The following is a 22,827-nucleotide window of genomic DNA, read 5'->3' as shown; positions in this document are numbered from 1 at the left end:
TGATCTCGCCCTTCGACGACGTCGCGGTGGTCCGCGAACTGGGGGAGGAGTAGCGCGGTGGAACCGATCACGCTGGTGGAGCTGGCCGGGGCCACGGGAGGCCGGCTGGCGGGTGCGGACGCGCCGGCGGGCGCGCTCGTGGGGCCCGATGTCGTCATCGACTCGCGCCAAGCCTCCCGCGGGGCCTTGTTCGTCGCCCTGCCGGGCGAGCGCGTCGACGGCCACGACTTCATGGCCGGTGCGGCGGAGGCGGGGGCGGCCGCCGCCCTCGTGACCCGCGAGGTCGACGTGCCGCTGCCGCAGGTGCTCGTCGCCGGCGGGGTGCGGGCGCTGGCCGACCTGGCCACGCACGTGGTTGCGCGCGGCAAAGCCCGCGGGCTCGTCGTGGTGGGCGTCACCGGGAGCTCGGGCAAGACCTCCACCAAGGACCTCATCGCCTCCGTGCTCGAGTCGGGCGGCCCGACCGTCGCCCCGCCCGGGTCGTTCAACAACGAGATCGGTGCCCCGCTGACCGCCTGTCGCGTGGACGCCGCCACCCGCTACCTCGTCACCGAGATGGGCGCGCGTGGGCTCGGGCACGTCGCCGCCCTCTGCCGCGTGACGCCGCCCACGATCGGCGCGGTCCTCAACGTCGGCCACGCCCACCTCGGCGAGTTCGGCTCGGTCGAGCAGATCGCGGTGGCCAAGGGAGAGCTCGTCGAGGCGCTGGACGCCAACGGCTGGGCCGTTCTCAACGCCGACGACCCGCGCGTCATCGCGATGGCGCTGCGCACGCAGGCCCGTGTGGCCGCCTGGTCGAGCCGGCAGGACCCCGTCGAGACCGGCGCCGCGCTGCGTGTCTGGGCCGCGGACATCGACGCCGACGAGCTGCAGCGCCACCGGTTCACGCTCCATGTCGCCGGCGACGACCGCCCCCCGGCGCGCGCCGACGTGACGCTGCGCGTCCTCGGCGAGCACCAGGTCGCCAACGCGCTCGCCGCCGCCACGGTCGCGCTTGCCGCCGGTCTCGAGCCGGACGCCGTCGCAGCCGCCCTGTCGGCCGCTCAGCCGCGCTCCCGCTGGCGGATGGAACTCGTCGAGCGAACGGACGGGCTGGCCATCCTGAACGACTCCTACAACGCCAACCCCGACTCCATGTCGGCCGCACTCGTCGCGCTCAGCCGCCTGCGGCGTCCGGGTGGGCGCCTCGTGGCAGCACTGGGCGACATGCTGGAGCTGGGCGACGGTGCCGCTTCAGCCCACCGGGGCATCGGCGAGCTGGCGGCCGAACTCGGCATCGACGAGCTCGTTGCCACCGGCGCTTTCGGCCATGACCTCATCGCCGGCTTCGGCGACGCAGGGAGTTCACGCTACGTTGAGGACGTGCCCGCACTGACCCGCCACCTCGATGGCAGCCTCGGCCCGGCCGACGTCCTGCTGGTGAAGGCCTCCCGGGGTCTCGCGCTCGACCGCGTCGCCGACGCCCTCGTCGCGGACGGGGGAGCCCGGCCATGATGATGGTGCTGCTCGCCGGCGTGCTCGGTCTCGTCGGCGCCCTGGTCGGCACGCGCGTCGCCATCGCGCTGCTCGTGCGGAAGGGGTACGGCCAGTACATCCGCGACGACGGCCCCGTCGAACACCTCAAGAAGAAGGGGACGCCGACCATGGGCGGGCTGGCGATCATCGCCGCCGTCCTCATCGCCTACTTCGGGGCGCACCTCATCTTCTTGCGGCCCCCGACGGCCTCCGGGCTGCTTCTGCTCGGCCTGTTCACCGGGTTGGGGTTCGTCGGGTTCCTGGACGACTGGATCAAGATCTCGCGCGCCCGCAGCCTCGGTCTGAACAGTCGCGCCAAGCTCGCTCTCCAGGCGATCATCGGCATCGCGTTCGCCTGGGCGGTCTTCCAGTTCCCCGACCAGCGCAGCGTGACGCCGGCGAGCCAGGCGGTCTCGTTCCTGCGCGACATCGCGTGGCTGGCCCTGCCGCTGCCGCTCGCGATGATCTGGGTCATCTTCATCATCGCTGCGCTCAGCAATGGTGTGAACCTCTCGGACGGTCTCGACGGGCTCGCCACCGGCCTGAGCACGATGGTGTTCGCCGCCTACGCGATCGTGAACGTCTGGCAGTTCAACCAGTGGTGCTCGCGGCTCGATTCCGCCGGGCCGCAGTGTTACGTGGCGCGCGACCCGATCGACCTCGCCGCCATCTCGTTCGCCCTGGCCGGCGCCTGCTTCGGCTTCCTGTGGTGGAACGCGTCGCCCGCCAAGATCTTCATGGGCGACTCCGGCTCCCTCGCGCTCGGCGGTGCGGTGGCCGGCCTCGCGATCATGACGCGCACCGAGTTGCTGGTCGTGATCCTCGGCGGCATGTTCGTCATCATCACCTTGTCGGTGATGCTGCAGGTGGGGTTCTTCAAGCTGACCGGTGGCAAACGCCTGTTCAAGATGGCGCCCCTGCACCACCACTTCGAGATGAAGGGCTGGTCCGAGCAGACCGTGGTCGTCCGGTTCTGGATCGTCTGTGGCATCTTCATCGCCGCCGGCCTCGGCGTCTTCTACTCCGAATGGGTCGCCCGCCTGCCATGAGTGGGGATGCACGCGTGAACACGCTCGATTGGCTGGGCGCGGCCGACCGCCTGTCCCCGTGGGGCGAGGCGACCGTCCTCGTCGCGGGCCTCGGCACCTCCGGTTTCGCCGCGGCTGACGGCCTGATCGCGCTGGGGGCCGGCCGGATCATCGTCCTCGACTCCTCGGACGCCGCCCAGAACGTGGAGAAGGCCGAGCTCCTGCGGCAGCTCGACGTCGAGGTGACCCTCGGGGAGGGGGCCACGGACGTGCTTCCGGACGGCGTCCACCTCGTGGTCACGTCGCCCGGGTGGCGGCCGACGGCGCCGCTGCTCGCCCAGGCGGCTGAACGGGGACTCCCCGTGTGGGGCGAGGTCGAGCTCGCCTGGCGGATGATGCAGCCCGACCGGGTGGTGCCGTGGCTGGGCATCACCGGCACCAACGGCAAGACCACCACCACGGCCATGCTCGAATCGATGCTGTCGGCGGCCGGGTTGCGCACCTCGGCGGTCGGCAACTACGGCCGGCCGATCATCGAGGCGCTGCTCGACGAGATCGACTACGACGTGCTCGCGGTCGAGCTGTCGAGCTTCCAGTTGCACTGGACCCATTCGGTGGCCCTGCACTCGGCGGCCGTCCTGAACCTGCACGCCGACCACCTCGAGTGGTACGCCCACGAGGCTGACCCGTACGCCGCCTACGCCGCCGACAAGGCCCGCATCTACGAGCGGGTCACCCACGCGTGCGTGTACAACGTGGCCGACCCGGCCACCGAACGAATGGTCGAGGAGGCCGAGGTCACCGAGGGCGCGCGTGCGATCGGGTTCCGCTTGGCCGTGCCGGCACCTTCCATGCTCGGCGTCGTCGACGACCTCCTCGTCGACCGCGCGTTCGTCGAGCAGCGCCGCGATTCGGCGCTGCCGCTCGCGCACGTGGCGGACGTGCAGCCGGCTGCGCCCCACAACGTCGAGAACGCGCTGGCAGCGGCCGCGCTGGCCCGCAGCTTCGGTGTCGGCCCGCAGGCGGTGGCCGAGGGGCTGAAAGCACTGCAGCTCGGCGACCACCGCATCCAGACCGTCGGCGAGGTCGGCGGCGTCACCTTCGTCGACGACTCGAAGGCGACCAACCCGCATGCGGCGGCGTCCTCCATGCGGGCGTTCGACTCGATCGTGTGGGTGGCCGGCGGCCAGGCCAAGGGGACCATGTTCGACGAGCTGGTGGCGACCTACGGGGCCAAGCTGCGGGGCGCCGTGCTGCTCGGCGTGGACCGCCAGGTCATTGCGGACGCCCTCGCCCGACACGCGCCGGACGTCCCCCGGATCGTCATCGATTCCGGCGAAACTGAGGCGATGACCCAGGCGGTCATCGAGGCGGCGCGCCTGGCGCAGCCCGGTGACACGGTCCTCCTGGCGCCCGGGTGCGCCAGCAAGGACATGTGGCCGGGGTACGACGCCCGGGGGCGCGACTTCGCGGACGCCGTGGGTCGCCTGGACGGGCACGACTGAGGACGACGCAGCTGAGAAGGAGGAACAGGTGGCGATCCTGACCCCGAGCAAGCCGCCTCGGACTTCGAACCGACCGCGCCCGACCGAACGGTCCGCGCTCGCGACGACCGCCTCGGCCTGGCTCAACCACCCGATGGCCGACGTGGTGCTGGTGGGCTCGGCCGCCGGGCTGCTCCTGGCCCTGGGGTCGATCATGGTGTGGTCGGCGTCCACGGTGTTCAGCTACACACAGTTCGGCGACGCCTTCTACTTCATGAAGCGGCAGGTGGTGTTCCTTGTGGTCGGGATCGTCGCGGGGTGGATCGCCTCGCGGATCTCGGTCACCCGACTTCGCTCGATGGGCTGGCTCATCTTCGGGGTCGCAGGGCTGCTGCTGGTGTTGACGTTCACACCGCTCGGGTACCGCGTCGGCGGCAACACGAACTGGCTCAACCTCGGCGGCGAAGGTTCGATGCTTCGCCTGCAGCCGGCCGAGTTCGCGAAGATCGCGATCGTGGTCTGGGGTGCAGCTGTGCTCGCCAACAAGCGGAAGCTGCTGGACCAGCCCAAACACCTGCTCGTGCCCTTCCTGCCCTTCTCCCTGCTCCTCATCGGCCTTGTGATCCTGCAGCACGACCTCGGCACCGCCATCATCATGGGTGGTCTCGTCGTGGCGGTCCTGTGGTGCGTGGGCGCACCCTTCCGAGTCCTCGGGACCCTTGGCGTCGTCGTCGCCGGAGGTCTGGGCGCGCTCGTGCTCGCCAACCCGTCACGTATCGCCCGCATCGGGGGATTCCTCGACCCTGCGGCGGATCCGAGCGGCGTCAACCACCAGCCCATGCAGGCCCTCTACGGGCTGGCGACGGGGGGCTGGTTCGGCGTCGGTCTCGGCCACAGCCGCCAGAAGTGGGGCAGCCTCTCCCAGGCCCACACCGACTACGTGCTGGCCATCATCGGGGAGGAACTGGGCTTGATCGGCACCCTGGCCGTGATCGCCCTGTTCGTCGTCCTCGGCTACGCCGGCGTCCGGATCGCCTTGCGCAGTTCCACGTTCTTCGGGCGCCTCGTCGCGGCCGGCGTCACGAGTTGGATCATGATGCAGGCGCTGGTGAACATCATGGTCGTACTGCGCCTGCTGCCCGTCCTGGGTGTCCCCCTGCCGCTCGTCTCCTACGGTGGCTCCGCGCTGCTCGCGAACCTCATCGCCCTCGGCGTCCTGGTCGCCTGCGGCCGCGACGAGCCCGATGCCAGAGCATGGCTCAAGCGCCGCGCCCGGGCCCGCGCCCCGCGGCGGCGCATCTCGGCCGTTCTGCCCGGCCGTTCCTGAGAGGAAGACATGGTCTCGACAAGCTCCACCAACGAGGATCCGCCACGCCCGGCACGCGGGGTCTCGATCGTCCTGGCCGGCGGGGGTACCGCGGGGCACACGTCGCCGCTGATCGCCACCGCCGAGCGCCTGCGCGAGCAGGAGCCCGGCGTGCGCCTGGTGAGCGTGGGGACGCCGAAGGGCCTTGAATCCCGGGTGATCCCTGCGGCCGGGCTCGACCTGCGGATGATCCCGCCGGTGCCGCTGCCGCGCAAGCTGACCCCGGCGCTGCTGGGTGTTCCGGCCCGCCTGTGGGGTGCTGTCCGGCAGGCGCGCGCGATCCTCGACGACGTGGACGCCGACGCCGTCGTAGGGTTCGGCGGGTACGTGTCGCTGCCCGTCTACCTGGCGGCCCGGCTGCGCCGCACGCCGGTCGTCATCCACGAACAGAACGCCGTTCCGGGTCTCGCGAACAAGGTGGCCGCCCGGTTCGCGGCCGTGACCGCGGTCTCCTTCCCCGACACGCCGCTGCCGAAGGCACGCTACGTCGGCCTGCCCGTCAAGGCCGCCCTCTCCAGCCTCGACAAAGCCGCCGAGCAGGACGCCGCCCGCACCGCCCTGGGCTTCGCCGCCGGGCGGCCCCTGCTGCTGGTCAGCGGCGGCTCCCAGGGCGCGGTCGCGATCAACACGGCCGTCGTCGGTGCCCGCGACCGGCTGCTCGCCGCCGGTATCGACGTCCTGCACGTTCTCGGCCCGAAGAACATCACGGACGCCGACACCGCCGTCACCGACCCGGCGACCGGCGCCACCTACCGCCCGGTCGGCTACGTCGACGCCATGGAGCAGGCCTACGCCGCCGCCGACCTCATGGTCGGCCGCTCGGGGGCGGGCACGGTCGTCGAGACGGCGACGGTGGGCCTGCCGGTCGTGTTCGTCCCGCTGCCGCACGGCAACGGGGAGCAGGCGCGCAACGCCACCTTCCTCGTCGAGGGCGGCGCCGGCGTCCTCGTGCCCAACGCGGAGCTCGACGCCGACCGTCTCCTCGCCGAAGTGCTGCCGATCATGACCGATCCCGAGCGGCTGCGGCGCATGGCGGCGGCCTGCCGTGGGCTGGTGCCGCCGGACGCGGCGTCCGACCTCGCCCGGATCGTGCTCGACGTCGCCAAGGGGAAGTGACATGCCGCTGCTCCGCCCCGTCCCCCTGCAGCCGGCCACCGCGGTGGGCGGCGTCCATTTCATCGCGATCGGCGGCGCCGGCATGAGCGGGATCGCCGCCGCCTACCATGCGCTCGGCGTGCCCGTCTCGGGCAGCGACCGGTCTCCCTCGCCCGCGCTGGACCACCTCGCGCGGCTCGGCATCACGACCTTCGTCGGGCACGACGCCGCCCAGCTCGGCGAGGCCGAGACCGTCGTCGTGAGTTCGGCGATCAAGCCCGACAACCCCGAGCTCGCCGACGCACGCCGGCGCGGGCTGCGCGTCTGGCACCGCTCGGCCGCCCTCGGCGCGCTCATGCTCGGGCGGCGCGGAGTCGCCGTCACGGGCACCCACGGCAAGACGACCACCTCGGGGATGATCGCGACCATGCTCGTCGGTGTGGGCGCCGACCCCGGCTATGTGATCGGCTCGCCGCTGGCCGCGACCGGGGAGAGTTCGGCACTCGGCACCGGCGAGGCGTTCGTCGTGGAGGCCGACGAATCCGACGGCTCCTTCCTGCAGTACCCGGCCGAGATCGTCGCAGTGACGAACATCGAGGCCGACCATCTCGACAACTGGGGCACCCCCGCGGCGTACGTCGCCGGCTTCGCCGAGATGGCGGGCGCCGACGGCGTCCGGACGGTCGTGCTGTCGGCCGACGACCCGCACACACCCGAGCTGGCCGCAGCCCTCGCCGCCGCAGGAAAGCAGGTCGTGACGGTCGGCGAAGGATCGGACGCCGACGTCCGGCTGACCGACCTCGAGCTGACGGCCGCGGTGACGCGAGCCCGGCTCGTCGCTGACGGCGACGAGGGTGCCCTCGAGCTGGCCGTGCCCGGCCGCTACAACCTGCAGAACGCTGCGGCGGCCTACGCGGTCGGGCGGGCGCTCGGCCACGACGGCCCAGCCCTGCGCAGCGCCCTGGCAGACTTCGCGGGAACACACCGGCGGTTCGAGTACAAGGGGGCGCTGGGCGGCGTCCGCGTGTACGACGACTACGCGCACCACCCCACCGAGGTGGCCGCCGCGCTCGCCGCCGCCCGCACGCGGGTGGAGGAGGGTGGCCGGCTGGTGGCGGTGTTCCAGCCCCACCTCTTCAGCCGCACCCGCGATTTCGCCGGCGAGTTCGCGGACGCCCTCAGGGCCGCCGACCTCGTGGTCGTCTGCGGCATCTACCCGGCTCGGGAGGATGCTGCCGATTTCCCCGGTGTGTCCGCCGACCTGATCGCCCGGCCCGTTGCGGACGCCGGCACCGACACACTGCTCGTGCCCGGGCTCGCGGCCGCGGCCGACGCGCTGGCGGCGCGGCTGCGGCCGGGCGACCTCGTCGTCACGCTGGGCGCCGGCGACATCACCACGCTCGGCCCACTCGTGCTGGCCCGTCTGGGAGAGCGGCGATGAGCACGCGCGTCACCGAACCCCTCGTCGACGTCACCGGGGCCCGCAAGCGTCGCGCGCAGGCCCGGCTCCGGCGGCGGAAGACGGTGGTGGGCGTGCTGCTGGGCGTCCTGGTCCTCTTCGGCGGAGGGGCGTGGCTCATGGGCTACTCGTCGGTCTTCTCGGTCGACAAGGTCACCATCTCGGGGCTTGCCACCCTCACCTACGACGAAGTCGTCGCCACCGCCGCCTTGCCGCTCGGCGGTCCGCTGGCGCGGGTCGACACGGGCGAGGTGGCAAGCCGGGTCGCGACCCTGCCCGCTGTGGCATCCGTGACCGTCACGCAGCAGTTCCCGCACACCGTCGCGATCGACATCACCGAACGGACGCCGCTACTCGTCCTCGTGAGGGGCAGCCAGGTGACGTGGGTGGACGAGCACGGCGTCTCCTTCCACACCGGCAAGGACCGGCCGGACGGCGTCCTGCAGGCCAAAGAAGGCAGCGGAGACCAGGAGCTCCTGTCGGCCTATGCCGCTGTGGCGCGGACGCTCCCCTCGGTCGTGCGGGAGCAGACGAGTGCCATCAAGGGCTCGACCCTCGACTCGATCGCCCTCGAGCTCACCGACGGCCGGACGGTCGTGTGGGGCAGCCCCGAGGATTCGGAGCTGAAGGGTCAGGTCCTCGTGCCGCTGCTGTCGGTGAAGGCGCGCGTGTACGACGTGTCCGCCCCGACCAACCCGACCACTCGGTGAGCCGGCCTCTGGTCGGTTGAGGGTTGAGGGGCAAAGTCTCAACCAGAGGTTGAGGGGCGCGCCGATGGGGCAGGCGCGATGGGCAGGGCCCGAAGGGCCTGCACTACCCTTGCCACCAGTCCACCCGCGCTGTTCCTTCCCCGCTCCAGCAGCCACTCGCGCCCGTGGGCGGAACGTGCAATCAGATCCGTGTCGAGTAAGGAACGGTAAGCAACCGTGGCGAGTGCATCCCAGAACTACCTGGCAGTGATCAAGGTCGTCGGCGTCGGTGGGGGTGGTGTCAACGCCGTCAACCGCATGATCGAAGCGGGCCTGCGCGGCGTCGAGTTCATCGCCGTGAACACCGACGCCCAGGCACTGCTCATGAGCGACGCCGACGTGAAGCTCGACATCGGCCGGGATCTCACGCGGGGCCTCGGTGCCGGCGCCGATCCGGACAAGGGGCGTCAGGCCGCAGACGACCATGCGGACGAGATCGAGGAGGTCCTCAAGGGGGCCGACATGGTCTTCGTCACCGCCGGCGAGGGTGGCGGCACCGGCACGGGCGGCGCCCCGGTCGTGGCACGCATCGCCCGCTCGCTGGGCGCCCTGACGATCGGCGTGGTCACCCGCCCGTTCAGCTTCGAGGGCAAGCGGCGCTCGACGCAGGCCGAAAGCGGCATCTCGACGTTGCGCGAAGAAGTCGACACCCTCATCGTCATCCCCAACGACAAGCTGCTCGAGATGACCGATCACCAGGTGGCGATCCTGGACGCCTTCAAGCAGGCCGATCAGGTGCTCATGCAGGGCGTGTCCGGCATCACCGACCTCATCACGACGCCCGGTCTCATCAACCTCGACTTCGCTGACGTCAAGGCCGTCATGAGCAACGCCGGCTCGGCGCTGTTGGGCATCGGTTCGGCCCGCGGCGAGGACCGCGCCCGCGCCGCCGCCGAGATGGCGGTCAGCAGCCCGCTGCTCGAGGCGTCGATCGACGGTGCCCATGGCGTCCTCCTCTCGATCGCCGGCGGCTCCGACCTCGGCCTGTTCGAGGTGTCCGCGGCGGCCAACCTGATCGAGGAGGCGGCCCACGAGGACGCGAACATCATCTTCGGCACGGTCATCGACGACGCTCTCGGCGACGAGGTGCGGGTCACGGTGATCGCGGCCGGCTTCGACGGCGGCCAGCCGCCGCGGCGCCAGCCCGGCATCACCCGCCAGCCCGACCTGGCGCGTCAGCGCCCCAGCGCGCCGTCGGCCCCGGCGAAGCCCGCCGACGAGCCGAAGCAGCCGGCCTCGGCGCCGGCCCAGCCCGCGGAACCGCCGCAGGAGCGGCCCCAGCCCCCGCGGCCGGCCTACCGCCCGAACGAGCAGCTGGGTGAGGACGAGCTGGACGTGCCCGATTTCCTCAAGTGAGTCCCACGCAACCGTGATGTTCACCCATCGCACCGACCCCGGCGCCGACGGCGTCGGGGTCGCGTTCACCTCGGCCGAGATCGATCTCGGCGATCGTCAGGACGCCGCCCACCGAGCCGCGGCGTTCGCGCGGGTGTCCGCTGCCCTCGGCGTCCCGATCGCCGTCGTGCGCCAGGTGCACGGCGCCGACGTGTGCGTCGTCGAGGCCGCGCCGGCGGCGTCCGGGTTGATCGATCTGACGGCGACGAAGGCAGATGCGCTCGTGACGACGCAGCTCGGGATTGGGCTGGCGGTGCGGGTCGCCGACTGTGTTCCGATCCTGCTGGCGGACGCCGCGGGCACGGTCGCCGCGGCGGTGCACGCCGGCCGCGAGGGTCTGCTCGCGGGCGTCATCGGGGCCGCGGTGGCCGCGGTGCGTGCGCGCACGGACGCCGCCCTGCAGGCCTGGGTGGGTCCGCACATCTGCGGGGCTTGCTACGAGGTGCCGGACGCGATGGCCACGGACGCCGCCGCGCGCCTCGGTGTGGGCGTCCCGACGACGCGCTGGGGGACGCTCGGGATCGACCTCGGGGGCGCCGCGCGGCATCAGCTGGAGGGATTCGGCGTAGCGGTGGCCGAGGTCGGCGAGTGCACGCTCACCGCCGAGCACCTGCACAGCCACCGGCGCAACCCCGCGGCGGGCCGCCTCGCCGGGATCGTGTGGCTCGCCGGCACGCACTGAACAAACGGGCGAGGGCTCCCGGGGCCACTCCCGCCCCGTCCGGCCGTCCGGAGCGCGGGCACGCCGGGCGTGCCGCAGCGGTGGATGTGACGGCGCGGGCTAAGGTTTTCGTGATCACGAACGAAAGGTTCACCATGGCCGATGGATTCAAGAAGGCCGCCGTCTGGCTGGGCCTGATGTCCGACTCGCCCTATCCGGACGACGAGCGGGACGACGAGCGCACCGAGGCCGTCGACTTCGACCGCGACGAGCCGCGCGACCGTGACCGCGAGCCGGTGCGCCGTGAGGTGACGACGCAGGTGGAGCCGCGTTCCGACGCGTCCGTGACCGCACTCGACGCGCGGCGTCCGGCGACCGCGAAGGCCACCGCCGACCTGAGCCGCATCGTCACGGTCCACCCGCGCACCTACAACGAGGCGCGCACCATCGGCGAGCACTTCCGTGACGGGATCCCCGTCATCATGAACCTCACCGACATGGAGGACGCCGACGCCAAGCGCCTCGTCGACTTCTCCGCCGGCCTGATCTTCGGCCTGCGGGGCACGATCGAACGCATCACGAGCAAGGTGTTCCTCCTCTCGCCGGCCGACGTCAACGTGACGGCCGAGGACAAGGAGCGGATCGCCGGCGGGTTCTTCAACCAGAGCTGAGCCGCGCGCCCTCATTGGCCGGGTGGGCCGCTCTGCACTACGCTGAGATACTGCCCGTGCGCCTCGTCGTGCTGGGCTCCCACTGGTTGTCCCACACGTGAGGTGAGCAATGACCCTGACCATCGAACAGGTGCGCGACACGCGTTTCCACCTGGCCCGGCGCAACGGCTACGACCCGGCCGATGTCGACACGTTCGTCGACCGTGTCGAGACCACCCTGGTGCAACTGGCCGAGGAGAACGCCACGCTGCGGCAGCAGGTTGCTGCCCTGAAGTCGGGGGAGGGTGCCGGCGGTGACGACTCCGAGGCGATGGCCGCGAAGGACGCCGAGATCGAGCGCCTGAAGAGTGAGCTCGAGGCGCGCTCGCGGGAGTTGGAGGAGGTGCGGTCCGCCGCTGCCACCGGCGACAACGAGGAGGTCGTCAACGGCCTGCGCGCCGAGCTGGACGAGAAGAGCCGCCTCCTCGCGGAGCGCGACGACGAACTGTCCCGCAAGAACCAGGAGATCACCTCCCTCAACGAGTCCCTCGCGGGTGGCGGCGACGAGGCTGAGCACCTGCGCGGCGAGATCGCGGGCCGCGACAACGAGCTCAACGCGCTGCGCGAGCAGCTCGGCGGCAAGGACGGCGAGCTCGGCGACCTGCGCGCCCAGCTCGCGAGCAAGGACGACGAGCTGAACGGCCTGCGTGGCGAGGTCGAGAACCTGCGCGCGCAGGCTACGGCCGGTGCGGTGGGTGTGGCCGGCGTCGCGGCCTCCGCCAACCGCGAGGAGATCGTGGTCCGGTCGGCGGCCGAGGCGTCCCCGGCGGTCACCCGGTTGCTGCAGATGGCGACCGAGCAGGCCGAGTCGCTGGTCGTCGAGGCGAAGGCGGAGGCCCAGCGCCTCACCTCCGACGCCCAGGCCGAAGCCGAGCGTGTGACCTCCGAGGCCCGTGCCGAGGCCGAGCGTGTCACGTCCGAGGCCCAGGGCAACGCCGAGCGCACGACCAACGAGGCCCAGGCGCACGCGAGGCAGGTGACGGAGGACGCCGACAAGAAGGCGCACGACCTCGTCACCGATGCGCAGACGCGCGCTGAGCGCATCGAGTCCGAAGCCCGCGTCAACGCCGAGAACGTCACCAAGGACGCCGCCGATCGCGCCGCCCAGGTGGACAAGGACGCCGCGGCCCGCCGCGAGGAGCTGTTCACCACGCTCGAGAGCGAGCGCGACGAACTGGCCAGCCGCGTCGACCACCTGCGCGACTTCGAGGGCCGGTTCCGATCGACCTTCACGTCGAACCTGCAAAGCCACATCGACGCGCTGACCAACAACCTCATCCAGCCCGACGACGAGCCCGACCTGCTCAAGGAGAACATGCGGGGCACGTCGAGCACTCCGCGTCTGGACGCACTGCTCGGCAAGGGCGAATGATCCCCTCACGATCAGTGGACTGAAACGATCCGGCGGGGCCGGACGCCAACGTGCGGCGTCCGGCCCCGTTGGTGCTGCCGGGGTGGTAGCCTCGGCGCTCACCGACGCTTGAAACGGAGGTTCCCCGATGGCCAAGAAGGCCGATGGCGGCAACGTGGTGGTTCCGATCCTGGAGGGCGAAGACCCTTGGACCGCGGACGAGCTCGAGGAGATCCGTGAGGATCTGGTCTTCGATGTCCAGCGCATGGAGCGCGCCCTCGCCACCAGCGCCCGCGGCCTCGAGCGCCTTTTCGACGAGGGCACCGAAGGGGCCGGCCGCGACCCGGCCGACGTGGGCTCCTCGAACTTCGAGCGTGACCAGGAGATGTCGCTGGCGCAGAACGCCCGCGACCTGCTCGACCAGGCCCAGACGGCGCTGCGCCTGTTCGACGCCGGCGAGTACGGCTGGTGCGAATCGTGCGGCGAGCCCATCGGGAAGGACCGGCTCATGGCCTTCCCGCGCGCCACGATGTGCGTGACGTGCAAGCAGCGGGAGGAGCGGCGATAGGCGCCCCGCACGCGCCGGTCGCCCGGCGCCTCATCTGGACGACGGCCCTCACCATCGCGGCCGTCGGCTACGCCCTCGACCAGGTCACCAAGTACCTGGCGATCACCTATCTCGATCCGGCGGATCCGCCCGTCCTGCTGGGGGGGCTGCTGACCCTGCAGCTCATCTTCAATCCGGGGGCCGCATTCAGCATGGGGGAGGGTTTCACGGTCGGTCTGACCGTGATCGCCGCTGCGGCGCTCGTCTTCGTCCTGGCCTGGCTGTTGCCCCGGACCCGGCATCGCGGCTGGTCGGTCGCGCTGGGGCTCCTGTTGGCCGGCATCCTCGGCAACCTGACCGACCGGCTCGTGCGTCCGCCGGGGTTCGCCCACGGACACGTCGTCGACTTCCTGCAACTGCCCTACTTCGCGATCTTCAACGTGGCCGACATGTGCATCACGTTCGCCGCGGTCGCGATCATCTGGCTGGTGGCCGTTGCTGGCGTCGAGCCTTCGGGGCGTCGGGCCGACAAGGCCGAACGGGCGGCGTCCGAGTGAGTGTCCATCTGGTGCCCGACGGCTTGGCCGGAGAGCGGGTGGACGCCGCCGCCGCCCGCATGACGGGCGTCAGCCGCAGCCGCATCGCCGAACTGGTCGAGCAGGGACAGGTGTTCCTCAACGGCGCCCCGGTCAGCAAGTCGACGCGGGTCGCGGCAGGTGACCTGCTGGAGGTCGAGATCCCTGCGCCACGACAGGCGACGGTCGTCCCGCAGGAGGTCGCCGGCATCCGGATCGTGCACGACGACGCCGACATCGTGGTCGTCGACAAGCCCGCCGGAGTCGCCGCGCATCCGTCGCTCGGCTGGGACGGACCCGATGTGGTCGCCCACCTGGCAGCGGCCGGGTTCCGCATCTCCACCTCCGGCGTGCCGGAGCGGCAGGGGATCGTCCAGCGGCTCGACGTGGGCACCTCCGGCCTGATGGTCGTGGCGAAGAGCGAGCCGGCCTACACGGCACTCAAGCGAGCGTTCCGGCGCCGCGAGGTGGACAAGATCTACCACGCGCTCGTCCAGGGCCACCCCGACCCGTTCACGGGCACCATCGACGCCCCGATCGGACGGCATCCCGGCCACGACTGGAAGATGGCGATCGTGGACGGCGGACGGCACAGCGTCACGCACTACGAGACCCTCGAGGCGTTCCGGGCAGCCACCCTGCTCGAGATTCACCTCGAGACGGGCCGGACGCACCAGATCCGCGTCCACCTGGCCGCGATCAGGCACCCCTGTGTCGGGGATCCGCTGTACGGGGCCGACCCCGTGCTGGCCGCGAAGCTGGGTCTCGACCGCCAGTGGCTCCACGCCGTGGAGTTGTCGTTCACCCATCCGTCGACGGCGGAATGGGTGACGTTCACCTCCCCGTACCCGGCCGATCTCGACGCCGCGTTGCAGGCCGTTGCATCGGAGTGATTTCTCAAGCTGGCAAGGGAAGTTGCCTCCAATTGCCGTCCGCCCCCGCGTGGTAACGGAACTGTCACGGTCCTGCGATAACGTGGAGGACGTGGTGAATCTCAAGAATGACGGACTCCCCAACCGACGCGCCAAGGTCGTGTGCACCTTGGGCCCTTCCACCGACACCCTCGAACGAGTGAACGAACTGGTCGACGCGGGCATGAACGTGGCCCGCCTCAACATGAGCCACGGCGACCACGAAGATCACCTGCGCCGCCTCAACGCCGTGCGCCAGGCCGCCGAACTGGCCGGCCGGCCGATCGGTGTCTTCGCCGACCTGCAGGGCCCGAAGATCCGGCTGGGCCGGTTCGTGAACGGTGCCGAGCAGATCAATCCCGGCGACCGGTTCACGATCACGATCGACGACGTGCCGGGCACCGCCGAGCGGGCCAGCACGACCCTCAAGACCCTCACCGAGGACGTCAAGCCCGGTGACCAGATCCTCATCAACGACGGCGCCATCGAGTTGCGCGCGCTGGAGGTGACCGACACTGATGTGGTGACCGAGGTCATCATCGGCGGACAGGTGAGCAACAACAAGGGCATCAACCTGCCCGGCGTGGCCGTCAGCGTGCCGGCCCTGAGCGCGAAGGACGCCGACGACCTGCGGTGGGCCCTCGAACACGGCGTCGACATGGTGGCGCTCTCCTTCGTGCGGTCGGCGTCCGACGTCGACGACGTGCACGCGATCATGGACGAGGTCGGCAAGCGCATCCCGGTGATCGCCAAGATCGAGAAGCCGCAGGCCCTGGCCGCCATCGACGACATCGTGGTGGCGTTCGACGCGATCATGGTCGCCCGTGGCGACCTCGGGGTGGAACTGCCGCTGGAGGACGTGCCGAGCGCCCAGAAGCGCATCATCCAGGCCGCTCGCCACGCCGCGAAGCCGGTCATCGTCGCGACGCAGATGCTCGAGTCGATGATCAGCGCGCCGCGCCCGACGCGCGCGGAGGTGTCCGATGTCGCGAACGCCATCCTCGATGGTGCCGACGCCGTGATGCTCTCCGGTGAGACCGCGATGGGTGCCTGGCCGATCGAGGCCGTGGACACGATGGCGCGGATCATCCGGAAGACGGAGTCGATGGGTCTCGACCAGATCGACTTCATCGACTGGGACCCGCACACCACCAGCGGCATCATCGCGAAGGCTGCGGTCGACGTGGCCGAGCAGATCGAGGCGAAGTACCTCGTGGCGTTCACCAAGACGGGCGACACGGCGCTGCGCCTCACGCGCTTGCGCTCGGAGATCCCGGTGTGCGCGTTCAGCCCCTACGTGGAGACGGCGCAGAAGATGACGCTGGTGTGGGGCGTGAAGTCGTTCACGACCCCCGAGTACGTGAGCGTCGACGCCATGGTGGACGCCGTGCTCAACGGGCTGGTCGGCCAGCAGATGGCGACGACGGGCGACAAGGTCGTGATCGTCTCGGGCAATCCGAAGCATTCGGCGGGGAAGACGAACGCGCTGCGGGTCGCCGTCGTGCCGTGACCGACGGCGTCCGGCCGAAGTACCGGGAAGGGGATTCGAACCCCTAAGGACTGTTAGGTCCAGACGGGTTTGAGCCGTCCGCGTATACCGTTCCGCCACCCCGGCAGGGTGCGCATCCATCCTGCCACACGCGGAACGCCGACCGGAAAACGATGGACAACCTAAGCTGGGGGTCGGGACGACCCGACCCCCGGGATCATGGAATGAAGAAGTGGAGTGACGAAGGTGAGTGAGAAGCCGGTCCCCCAGAGGCAGCCGCGGGTGCTCGTGGCCGAGGACGAGGCGCTGATCCGTCTGGATCTCGTCGAGTTGCTGACGGCCGAGGGCTACGAGGTGATTGCCGAGGCGGGCGACGGTGAGGAGGCGCTCAAGCTCGCGCGCGAGCTGGAGCCCGACCTCGTGGTCATGGACGTGAAAATGCCCAAGATGGACGGCATCACGGCCGCGACGGCCATCGCCGAGGACCGCATCGCCCCCGTCGTCATGCTCACCGCGTTCAGCCAGCGGGAGCTCATCGACCGGGCCCGCGAGGCCGGCGCGATGGCGTACGTGGTGAAGCCGTTCGACGCCTCCGACGTGGTGCCGGCGATCGAGCTGGCCATCGCTCGTTTCGCCGAGATCCGGCAGCTGGACGACGAGGTCGCAGACCTCGAGGACCGCCTGGCGACCCGCAAGGCCGTCGACCAGGCGAAGGGCATCCTGCAGGAGGGGCTGGGCCTCACCGAGGCCGAGGCGTTCCGGTGGATCCAGAAGACCGCCATGGACCTCCGCAAGCCCATGCGCGAGGTCGCCGAGGGTGTCATCGACCACCGCAAGTCCGGCGGGAAGTCGGGCAAGCGGGCCGCTGCGCGCAAGCGCGCCGACGAGGATTGACCCGGACGCCGCCGTTCGCGGCGGTGCCGCACGCGACGCCGGGTGGGCGCTCTCAGCGCTCACCCGGCGTCGGCGTCTGAGATCATGGGCGCGGCCGCAGCGCACACGTGACGCGGGCGGTACAGATGCGCTCGCCGGCGTCGTCGGTGAGGACCACCTCCCACGTGCCCAGGCTGCGGCCGACCCGCAGCGCCGTCGCCCGCCCCGTGACCCAGCCCGCGCGGGCGGGCGCGTGGTGCGTGGCGTTGATGTCCACGCCGAACACGGCGCCTCCACCGGCCGCCACGGCCGCGGACAGAGAGGCCAGCGACTCAGCCAGGACACAGGACGCGCCGCCGTGCCACAGCCCCAGCGGCTGGGTGTTGCCCGCCACGGGCGCACGCCCGACGGCATGGGTGGCGGACAGCTCCAACACCTCGATGCCAATCCGCTGGTCGAGCCCATCGGACCTAGCGGCGGCTGATTTCACCTGTTCGACGACGTCCATGGGGTCATCTTGCCCGAGCCCTACCCCTACGGGTGATCCGTGGCGCCGAACCGATGCCTAGCGTGTGTGGCAACGTGCCGCACGGTCCGTGCCGCACGCCCACTTTCGAGGAGGAAAGCATGGCCAATCCGAACGAACCCACTTGGGAACGGGAGACGCACACCCCCGAGTTCATCGACGAGACCGGCAATCGCGCCAGTGACCCCCTCGCGCCCCGGCCGACGACCGACAGCCCCGTGCCGGGCTCGCCGGTCGGTGAGCCGCCGTCCGCCGGCGACCGCGCCAAGGGCGTCGCCGACCATGCCGCCGGCGAGGCCAAGGACGTGAAGGACCATGCCGTGACGGCGGCGTCCGGTGTCGTCGACACGGCGAAGCAGGAAGCGGGCCATGTGATGGACGAGGCCAAGCTCCAGGGCCGCCGCCTCCTCGACGAAGGCGCCAACGAGCTGCGCACCCAAGCCGGTGCGGCCCAGGGGCAGCTGGCCTCCTTCGTTCGTCAGCTGAGCGACGAGCTCCAGACGATGACGCGCTCGGAGGCGTCGGGCCCGATGACCGACCTCGCGGGTCGCGCCGAGCAGTACGGGCATCAGCTCGCCACCTTCCTCGAGCAGAAGAGCCCCGATGACGTCCTCGTGAGGCTGCGGCGCTACGCGGCCCGCAACCCGTGGACGTTCCTCGCGATCTCGGCCGGCGCCGGCTTCCTCGCGGCACGCCTCTTCCGCGGCCTGCAGGGCGCCCACGCGGACGACCAGCGCTACGAGGGCTATGAGACGCACCGGACGCTCGGTCAGGGCTCCCCGTTCACCGCCCAGCCGGCCGCCGAGTTCGATCCGGCCGTGTCCCGCGAGCCGCTGGTGCCGCGCGACGCCGTCGTCGACGAGGTGCAGGTGCGCAGCGAGTGGGGCGAGAGCCGATGACCTCGGATCCGTACGACCCCACGCTGCCGCCGGGTGCGACGGCGGTGCCGTCCGAGGCGGACGCAAGCTATGCGCGCTACCGCGCCGAGGACCGTTCCCTCGGGGAGATCGCGTCCGACCTGATGGACAACGCGTCCACGCTGATCCGTCAGGAGGTCGAACTGGCCAAGGCCGAGGCCTCGCAGGCGGCGTCCCGTGCGGGCAAGGGCGTCGGCATGCTCGCCGGCGCCGGTGTGGCCGCGCTGCTCGCCCTCATTGCGCTGACCCTGGCGCTGTGGTGGGGGCTCGCCGTGCTGATCGGCAGCGTCGCCGCACCCGCCCTCGGGTGGAGCGGGCTGATCGTGATGGTCATCTGGCTGGTGGTGGCGGCGGTCCTCGCCGCCGCCGGTCGCGCCGAACTCACCAAGGTCAAGGGCCTGCCCAAGACCGCCGAAACCCTGTCCAAGATTCCGAACGCCGCCACCGGTAACGAAGAGGAGAACCGATGAGCCAGAGCCAGACCCCGGAAGAGATCCGTCGCGACATCGAGCGCACCCGCGCCGAGCTGAGCGACAACGTCAACGCGCTCGGCGACTCCGCCAAGCCCGGCAACATCGCCCGCGAGCAGGTCGACAACCTGCGGGGCAAGGCGGCCGAGCTCAAGGCGAAGGTCTTCGGCGACCCGAACGACCCGTGGGACGACGGTGCCGTCGGGGGCGCCGGGCAGGCGCTGGCCGGCGCGCGCGACTCTGCGGTCGGCGCCGTTCAGGACGCCCCCCGCCAGCTGAAGCGGCAGGCGCAGGGCAACCCGCTCGCGGCCGGACTCATCGCGTTCGGCGTCGGTGCGCTCGTCGGTGGGTTGCTGCCGGCCTCGCGTGTCGAGAAGGATGCCGCTCGGCAGGTCGAGGACGCCGCCCAGCCGGTCGTCGATCACGTCAAGGAGATGGCGGACAACGCCCGCCAGAACCTGCAGCCCACCGCGCAGGAGGCGGCCGACAGCGTCAAGTTCGCCGCGCAGTCGGCGGGGGAGACGGTGAAGGCCGAGGCGCAGGACGCCGCCGGCGAGATCAAGGCTCACGCCCAGGACTCGGCCCAGGCCGTGCAGGACCACGCCAAGACCGAGGCCGACGAGGTCAAGCGCGAGCACTGACGCCTGCCCGGCCGAGCCGGTGCCGGTCGAGTAGTGCCGGTCGACTGGTCCCGGTCGAGCAGTGCCGGTCGAGCAGCACCGCACCCCGCTGGTCGAGTTGTCGACACCACGAGCCCCGTCCCGCCGCACCCTGCGGGACGGGGCTCGCCCGTCCCCGGGAATTGTCGGTGGCTGCCGCTAGGCTCTTGAAGGTGACCACAGGGGTGAGCGCACCGGCGGCGTCCGGTCGGCCGAGGCTGTTGCTGATCGACGGGCACTCGGTGGCGTACCGGGCGTTCTTCGCACTGCCCGTCGACAACTTCTCGACCACGACGGGGCAGCACACCAATGCCGTGTACGGGTTCACGTCGATGCTCATCAACGTGCTGCGTGACGAGCAGCCGACGCACGTGGCGGTGGCGTTCGACGTCTCCCGGCAGACGTTCCGGACGGAGGCGTACGCCGACTACAAGGCGAATCGCTCCACCTCGCCGGAGGAGTTCAAGGGGCAGGTGGCGGTGGTCAAGGAGGTGCTCGACGCGCTGAACATCGTCCACGTCGAGCTGGAGGGCTACGAGGCCGACGACATCATCGGCACACTGGCGCGGCAGGCCCAAGGTGCAGGCTGGGAGACGCTGATCTGCACCGGAGACCGCGACTCGATGCAACTCGTCGATGCGTCGACGACGGTGCTGTACCCCCGCAAAGGTGTCTCCGACCTGGCGCGCATGACGCCGGCGGCGGTGGAGGAGAAGTACCTCGTCGCACCCGCCCGGTACCCCGAGCTGGCGGCGCTGGTGGGCGAGACCTCCGACAACCTGCCGGGCATTCCCGGAGTGGGCCCCAAGACGGCGGCGAAGTGGCTCGCCGAGTTCGACGGGTTGGAGAACCTTTTGGCGCACGCCGACGGCGTCCGCGGGAAGGCGGGGGAGAACCTGCGGGCCAACCTGGAGGGCGTCCGGCGTAACCGGCAGCTGAATGCCCTGGTGTGCGACTTGGAGTTGCCCGTGAGCCTCGACTCGCTGGAGCGGCGCGACTGGAACCGCGAGGCGGTGCACGAACTGTTCGACTCGCTCGAGTTCCGGGTGCTGCGGGAGCGGCTGCTCGAAACCCTGCCCCAGCACGAGGCGGAGCCCGAGGGCGGGTTCGACGTGGCGGGGGAGGTGCTCGCGCCCGGGGCGGTCGCCGGCTGGCTGGCCGAGCACGCCGCCGGGCTCATCGGGGTGGACGCCACGGGTCACTGGCGGGCGGGTACGGGCGACGTGTCGGGCCTGGCGCTGGCGTCGCTCGACGGGGCCGGGGCGTGGGTGAGCACCGAGACGCTGACCCCCGCCGACGACGCGGCGCTGGCTGGCTGGCTGGCCGACCCGGCGCGGCCCAAGGCTCTGCATGACGCGAAGGGCCCGCTGGAGGCCCTGTGGGCTCGCGGGTGGGATCTCCAGGGGCTGGCGTCCGACACGCAGATCGCCGCCTACCTGCTGCGTCCCGACCAACGCACCTACGACTTGGCCGACCTGACGGTGCGACACCTGAAGCGTGAGTTGGCCGTGGACTCGGCGGGTGCCGAGCCGAGCGAGCAGCTGGCGTTCGACTTCGACGACCCCGACGAGGGCACCGACGCGATGGTGCGGGCGCGGGCGGTGGCCGAGCTGGCGGGCGTCCTCGAAGCCGAGTTGGACGCGGCTGGTGGCCGGTCGCTCATGGCGGAGGTGGAGTTGCCGCTGCAGCGGACCCTGGCGGTCATGGAACGCACCGGCATCGCCGTGGACGCCGACGCGCTCGACGCGTTGTGGTCGGACTTCGACGCGGGGGTGCAGCAGGCGGCGTCCGAGGCGTACGGGGTGCTGGGGCGGCAGGTGAACCTCGGCTCGCCCAAGCAGCTGCAGACCGTGCTGTTCGACGAGTTGGGTATGCCGAAGACGCGGCGGACGCGGACCGGCTACACGACGGACGCCGACGCGCTCGAACAGCTGTATGCGAAGACGGAGCACCCCTTTCTGGCGCACCTGCTGCGGCATCGCGACCAGATCCGGCTGCGGCAGACCGTTGAAGGGCTGCAGAAGTCGATCGCCGACGACGGGCGGATCCACACGACGTACTCGCAGACGGTGGCGGCCACCGGTCGGCTGAGCTCGACGGACCCCAACCTGCAGAACATTCCGATCCGGACGGAGGCGGGGCGGCGGATCCGCGAGGCGTTCGTGGTCGGGGCCGGGTTCGAATCGCTGATGAGCGCCGACTACAGCCAGATCGAGATGCGGATCATGGCGCACGCGTCGGAGGACACCGCCCTCATCGAGGCGTTCACCTCGGGGAAGGACTTCCACACGGTGACCGCGTCGCGCGTGTTCGACGTGACGCCCGAAGAGGTCACCGGCGAGCTCCGCGCCAAGATCAAGGCGATGAACTACGGGCTGGCCTACGGGCTGAGCGCGTTCGGGCTGAGCGCCCAGTTGCGGATCCCCACGTCGGAGGCCCGCGGACTGATGGAGGAGTACTTCGAGACGTTCGGGCACGTGCGCGACTACCTGGGCGAGATCGTCGTGACCGCTCGCAAGACGGGTTTCACCGAGACGCTGCTCGGACGCCGCCGCTACCTGCCCGACCTGGGGTCGTCGAATCGGCAGCGCCGTGAGATGGCGGAGCGGATGGCGCTGAACGCGCCGATCCAGGGCAGCGCCGCCGACATCATCAAGGTGGCGATGCTCGACGTGGAGTCGGCGCTGGCGCGCGAGGGGTTGTCGTCCCGGATGCTGCTGCAGGTTCACGACGAACTGGTGTTCGAAGTGGCGCCCGGGGAGCGCGCCGCGCTGGAGACCGTGGTGCGGCGCACGATGGGCGGCGCCATGGATCTCGCCGTGCCGCTGGACGTGTCCATCGGTGTCGGCCGGAGTTGGCACGACGCGGCACACTGAGCAGGGGGTTGGAGTGGGTCTGAGGGCGATCTCGTCGATGGCGACGAGGCACGTGCTGCAGGAGTTGTCGGACGCCGCCGCCGCGGCCGGGTTGCCGTCGGTCGACGTGACGTCCGTGGGCGGGGTGGTGGCCGCCGATCGGGTGGCGGCCGGGGAACCGTTCGACCTGGT

At 71.1% G+C, this 22,827-nt stretch carries 21 protein-coding genes and 1 tRNA gene; 20 read left to right on the top strand and 2 right to left on the bottom strand.

Translation table 11 applies throughout. The annotated features are described in order from the left end of the window. The first annotated feature begins 57 nt into the window (after nt 1-57). The 15 genes from murF (at nt 58) to pyk (ending at nt 16,356) form a co-directional block, all read left to right on the top strand. Nucleotides 58-1,494 carry a UDP-N-acetylmuramoyl-tripeptide--D-alanyl-D-alanine ligase gene (murF, locus tag Q1K57_RS14265; protein WP_300083757.1) on the top strand — a complete coding sequence of 479 codons (1,437 nt, stop codon included), beginning with the start codon at nt 58-60 and terminating at the stop codon, nt 1,492-1,494. Then, the gene (gene mraY, locus Q1K57_RS14260) at nt 1,491-2,564 is read left to right on the top strand and encodes a phospho-N-acetylmuramoyl-pentapeptide-transferase (protein WP_300083755.1); all 1,074 of its coding nucleotides are present in this window, start codon (nt 1,491-1,493) and stop codon (nt 2,562-2,564) included. Before murF ends, mraY begins: the two co-directional genes overlap by 4 nt. After that, nucleotides 2,561-4,048: a UDP-N-acetylmuramoyl-L-alanine--D-glutamate ligase gene (murD, locus tag Q1K57_RS14255; RefSeq protein WP_300083753.1), complete on the top strand. Its 1,488-nt coding sequence runs from the start codon at nt 2,561-2,563 to the stop codon at nt 4,046-4,048. The genes mraY and murD overlap by 4 nt, the downstream gene beginning before the upstream one ends. 28 nt (nt 4,049-4,076) lie before the next feature. Next, nucleotides 4,077-5,354, top strand: coding sequence for a putative lipid II flippase FtsW (gene ftsW, locus Q1K57_RS14250; protein ID WP_300083751.1), 1,278 nt, complete (start codon nt 4,077-4,079; stop codon nt 5,352-5,354). A gap of 9 nt (nt 5,355-5,363) precedes the next feature. Continuing rightward, nucleotides 5,364-6,509: an undecaprenyldiphospho-muramoylpentapeptide beta-N-acetylglucosaminyltransferase gene (gene murG / locus Q1K57_RS14245; protein WP_300083749.1), complete on the top strand. Its 1,146-nt coding sequence runs from the start codon at nt 5,364-5,366 to the stop codon at nt 6,507-6,509. 1 nt (nt 6,510) lies between these two features. Further along, a complete protein-coding gene (gene murC / locus Q1K57_RS14240) occupies nt 6,511-7,929 on the top strand; it encodes a UDP-N-acetylmuramate--L-alanine ligase (protein WP_300083747.1) in 1,419 nt (472 codons plus the stop codon). Next, entirely contained in the window at nt 7,926-8,657 is a 732-nt protein-coding gene (locus tag Q1K57_RS14235) for an FtsQ-type POTRA domain-containing protein (protein ID WP_300083745.1), read from the top strand. Before murC ends, Q1K57_RS14235 begins: the two co-directional genes overlap by 4 nt. Nucleotides 8,658-8,873: 216 nt before the next feature. Further along, nucleotides 8,874-10,052 (top strand): cell division protein FtsZ, encoded by a 1,179-nt coding sequence (gene ftsZ / locus Q1K57_RS14230; protein WP_300083743.1) that lies wholly within the window; start codon nt 8,874-8,876, stop codon nt 10,050-10,052. A 16-nt stretch (nt 10,053-10,068) separates the two neighbouring features. Beyond that, a complete protein-coding gene (locus Q1K57_RS14225; RefSeq protein ID WP_300083741.1) occupies nt 10,069-10,773 on the top strand; it encodes a polyphenol oxidase family protein in 705 nt (234 codons plus the stop codon). Between the two features lie 134 nt (nt 10,774-10,907). Beyond that, the gene (gene sepF / locus Q1K57_RS14220; RefSeq protein WP_300083739.1) at nt 10,908-11,423 is read left to right on the top strand and encodes a cell division protein SepF; all 516 of its coding nucleotides are present in this window, start codon (nt 10,908-10,910) and stop codon (nt 11,421-11,423) included. A gap of 109 nt (nt 11,424-11,532) precedes the next feature. After that, a complete protein-coding gene (locus Q1K57_RS14215; RefSeq protein ID WP_300083737.1) occupies nt 11,533-12,834 on the top strand; it encodes a DivIVA domain-containing protein in 1,302 nt (433 codons plus the stop codon). 127 nt (nt 12,835-12,961) lie between these two features. Beyond that, nucleotides 12,962-13,381 carry a TraR/DksA family transcriptional regulator gene (locus Q1K57_RS14210; protein ID WP_300083735.1) on the top strand — a complete coding sequence of 140 codons (420 nt, stop codon included), beginning with the start codon at nt 12,962-12,964 and terminating at the stop codon, nt 13,379-13,381. Continuing rightward, entirely contained in the window at nt 13,354-13,917 is a 564-nt protein-coding gene (gene lspA / locus Q1K57_RS14205) for a signal peptidase II (protein ID WP_300083733.1), read from the top strand. The genes Q1K57_RS14210 and lspA overlap by 28 nt, the downstream gene beginning before the upstream one ends. After that, the gene (locus tag Q1K57_RS14200) at nt 13,914-14,828 is read left to right on the top strand and encodes an RluA family pseudouridine synthase (RefSeq protein WP_300083732.1); all 915 of its coding nucleotides are present in this window, start codon (nt 13,914-13,916) and stop codon (nt 14,826-14,828) included. Before lspA ends, Q1K57_RS14200 begins: the two co-directional genes overlap by 4 nt. Before the next feature lie 94 nt (nt 14,829-14,922). Further along, nucleotides 14,923-16,356, top strand: a complete 1,434-nt coding sequence (gene pyk, locus Q1K57_RS14195) for a pyruvate kinase (protein ID WP_300083759.1) — start codon at nt 14,923-14,925, stop codon at nt 16,354-16,356. 20 nt (nt 16,357-16,376) lie between these two features. Here the strand turns inward: pyk and Q1K57_RS14190 are convergent. Continuing rightward, nucleotides 16,377-16,461, bottom strand: a tRNA-Leu gene (locus Q1K57_RS14190). 111 nt (nt 16,462-16,572) lie between these two features. Here Q1K57_RS14190 and Q1K57_RS14185 point away from each other — a divergent pair. After that, entirely contained in the window at nt 16,573-17,229 is a 657-nt protein-coding gene (locus Q1K57_RS14185; protein WP_300083730.1) for a response regulator, read from the top strand. Between the two features lie 82 nt (nt 17,230-17,311). Here Q1K57_RS14185 and Q1K57_RS14180 read toward each other — a convergent pair whose 3' ends face one another. Continuing rightward, nucleotides 17,312-17,716 carry a PaaI family thioesterase gene (locus Q1K57_RS14180; protein WP_300083728.1) on the bottom strand — a complete coding sequence of 135 codons (405 nt, stop codon included), beginning with the start codon at nt 17,714-17,716 and terminating at the stop codon, nt 17,312-17,314. Between the two features lie 119 nt (nt 17,717-17,835). Between Q1K57_RS14180 and Q1K57_RS14175 the strand changes: the two genes are divergently transcribed. The 4 genes from Q1K57_RS14175 (at nt 17,836) to polA (ending at nt 22,656) form a co-directional block, all read left to right on the top strand. After that, nucleotides 17,836-18,633 carry a hypothetical protein gene (locus Q1K57_RS14175; protein WP_300083726.1) on the top strand — a complete coding sequence of 266 codons (798 nt, stop codon included), beginning with the start codon at nt 17,836-17,838 and terminating at the stop codon, nt 18,631-18,633. Continuing rightward, nucleotides 18,630-19,121, top strand: coding sequence for a phage holin family protein (locus Q1K57_RS14170; RefSeq protein ID WP_300083724.1), 492 nt, complete (start codon nt 18,630-18,632; stop codon nt 19,119-19,121). The genes Q1K57_RS14175 and Q1K57_RS14170 overlap by 4 nt, the downstream gene beginning before the upstream one ends. Further along, entirely contained in the window at nt 19,118-19,762 is a 645-nt protein-coding gene (locus tag Q1K57_RS14165) for a DUF3618 domain-containing protein (protein WP_300083722.1), read from the top strand. The genes Q1K57_RS14170 and Q1K57_RS14165 overlap by 4 nt, the downstream gene beginning before the upstream one ends. 191 nt (nt 19,763-19,953) lie before the next feature. Next, nucleotides 19,954-22,656, top strand: a complete 2,703-nt coding sequence (gene polA / locus Q1K57_RS14160; RefSeq protein WP_300083720.1) for a DNA polymerase I — start codon at nt 19,954-19,956, stop codon at nt 22,654-22,656. The last annotated feature ends 171 nt before the right edge of the window (nt 22,657-22,827 follow it).

Origin of the sequence: Propioniciclava sp. (assembly GCF_029977985.1) — a bacterium.
In the GTDB taxonomy this organism is placed as follows: Bacteria; Actinomycetota; Actinomycetes; order Propionibacteriales; family Propionibacteriaceae; genus Propioniciclava.
This window is presented reverse-complemented; position numbering and strand designations above follow the sequence as displayed.